4 protein-coding genes are annotated in these 2,283 nt (G+C 66.7%); all 4 read right to left on the bottom strand.

Features of this window, described 5'->3' with window-relative positions; genetic code table 11:
• Positions 1 to 115: 115 nt before the first annotated feature.
• Genes EII42_RS11970 through EII42_RS11960 form a run of 4 tightly spaced genes read right to left on the bottom strand, consistent with a single transcriptional unit; the run spans position 116 to position 2,204 of the window.
• Positions 116 to 424 carry a hypothetical protein gene (locus tag EII42_RS11970; RefSeq protein WP_125172379.1) on the bottom strand — a complete coding sequence of 103 codons (309 nt, stop codon included), beginning with the start codon at positions 422 to 424 and terminating at the stop codon, positions 116 to 118.
• Positions 425 to 454: 30 nt separating this feature from the next.
• Positions 455 to 1,366, bottom strand: coding sequence for a hypothetical protein (locus EII42_RS11965; RefSeq protein WP_125172377.1), 912 nt, complete (start codon positions 1,364 to 1,366; stop codon positions 455 to 457).
• Positions 1,366 to 1,617: a hypothetical protein gene (locus EII42_RS13035; RefSeq protein ID WP_158676506.1), complete on the bottom strand. Its 252-nt coding sequence runs from the start codon at positions 1,615 to 1,617 to the stop codon at positions 1,366 to 1,368. Before EII42_RS13035 ends, EII42_RS11965 begins: the two co-directional genes overlap by 1 nt.
• A 20-nt stretch (positions 1,618 to 1,637) precedes the next feature.
• Positions 1,638 to 2,204, bottom strand: a complete 567-nt coding sequence (locus tag EII42_RS11960) for a hypothetical protein (protein WP_158676505.1) — start codon at positions 2,202 to 2,204, stop codon at positions 1,638 to 1,640.
• Positions 2,205 to 2,283: the final 79 nt, after the last annotated feature.

The following is a 2,283-nucleotide window of genomic DNA, read 5'->3' as shown; positions in this document are numbered from 1 at the left end:
CTCGGCAACACGAGACCCTTCATTTCAAGCCCCAGGACCCGCTCCGGATCACTGGAGCTATCAACATAAGCCACCCCAGCACCACGATCACCGATGATGCCGTAATCCTGATAATTCAGCGCCCAGCCCAACCCCGCAACGTCTCCGGGAACCGCCAATCCTCCCGCGACTCCTCAGCATAAAGCCTCGGCAACATCTCCGGAGGCGGCATAACCTTCCAATCCCGCCAAGACCGCCAAGCATCCGACACACTCGCACTCGGCGACGGCAACACAATCGAAGACCTCGGAGCCGACGACGAACCCTGGCCAAGAGCCGACGGATCGGGAGAAGCCGGCCGCAGCGCAACCACCACCAGCAAGCCCACCAACACCGCCAACAACCCGCCGACGACACCCAACCACAACCCCGAAGCCCTACGCATCACCGTCTCCTTCACGCCCGGCAGGCACGCCTAGCGGATCGCTCCCTTGTTGTCGACCTCGATGCCCTTGGTCTCGACGTTCATTCGAGCCTTGGGGCCCGGGCCGAGGTTAGCCGGCTGTGTGCCGGACTTGGCCGTGCCCTGCGGCCATTTGTCCGTCAGCAGCTGAGGCGAACTCCGCAAGCCCCGCAGGAACTCGTCCAACGACTCGCCCGCGTCCTCGGCCTGCTTGATCACTTCGGACGCCCAGTCCGCGCACGCGTGCAGCCGGTTGCCGAACTCCGCCGTCGGCGCGAAAAACTCCCGCTCCCCCGGGGTACAGGTCAGCGGATCCAGGATCTTGCTAAACTGCTCGTAGACTGCGGTTTGCACCACCAGATTGATCTCATAAGCATAGCTAAAGGTCTCCGCCATCTTCTCAACCATCTGGCTCCACTCCGCGCACGCCGCGGTCTGCACCTTCGCCATCTCCTTGTAACGCTCAGAGGCCGGGCCCTCCCAGCCCGCGATCGCCTCCCGCTGCGGCGCCGTCTCGTAGACCCCCTGCGCCAGCCTCGCGGCTTCCTGCCACTGGTCTCTCTTGTCCCTGAGGTCGTCGGGCACGTCCTGCTCTTTCAAGACCAGCTCGCAGACTGCGCGCAACTTCTCCATCCCGTCCTCGGATCTCTTCTTGATCGTAGCGACCTTGTCGTCGAACTCTCCCTTCGCCTTCCACCAGTCCGTGATGTCGCTGAAGGTGACCTTGATCTTGTCCCACCAGCTGAGGCTCTTCCGTTCGTCCTCCTTCAGAATCCGCTCCCGCTCGGTCTCGATGTCCCGGAGCAGACCCGCCAGCTTTTTGTACTCATCCGAGCCACTGCTGGGAGCACCCTGAACGTTCTCCTTGACCCACTTCGCGAGCTGAGCCAGTCCGCCAGCGATCGCATCAAGAATCGACATCATCAGCCTCCAATCTTGTTGCCGTAGCCAGCGGCCACGTCCTCATTTGCGTCGTAGCTCTTCACCGACGCCAGCAGCTCGTCGCGCACATCCTCAAACGTGCCGCCCGCCTGCCGCGTGAACTGGGAGGTATCCACCGTGACCCCCTGCGCAGTCGAAAGCGCTTTCTTGGCGAAACCGAACCGGCCCGGCGAGGGCATACGCCCCGTTGACGAACCCGCTACCCCGGACTGCTGGTCCCACTGCTTGGCCATCGCCCGCAGCGCCTCCGAATCTACTTCGAAGCTGGTGTCGTTCGGCCCCGGGGCACCGGTCTTCGGCAGGCCAGGGCCGCCGGGCCCACCGCTCGGGCCGCCCGGCACACCACCAGGACCACCAGGCACACCACCGGGGCCACCAGGCACACCGCCGGGGCCACCCGGCACACCGCCGGGGCCACCCGGCACACCGCCGGGGCCACCCGGCAAGCCGCCCGGGCCACCCGGCAGCGAAGCATCCGGCAGCTCGGGGCCATCAGGCTTTCCACCATCAGGCCCACCCGGCCCCCCAGGCACACCGCCCGGGCCACCAGTACCGGGGCCGCCCGGCGCACCAATGCCCGGACCACCCGGCCACCCAGGCTGCCCGAACCCAGGACCACCACCACCGGGGCCACCGGGCCACCCAGGCTGCCCGAACCCAGGACCACCACCACCGGGACCACCGGGCCACCCAGGCTGCCCGAACCCAGGGCCACCACCACCGGGACCACCGGGCCACCCAGGCTGCCCGAACCCCGGGCCACCCGGCACACCGCCCGGGCCACCAGGCCACCCAGGCGAACCCGGACCACCGATACCATCAAAGCCGCCACCCACACCCGGACGACCGAACCCCCCACCAATCAACTCGTTGTAGCGCGGATCCCCCGGATAAATCGG

The organism is Tessaracoccus sp. OH4464_COT-324 (assembly GCF_003932855.1).
Classification (GTDB): Bacteria; Actinomycetota; Actinomycetes; order Propionibacteriales; family Propionibacteriaceae; genus Arachnia.
Note: the sequence above shows the minus strand (reverse complement) of the source record. Positions and strands in the feature narration are given on the sequence as shown.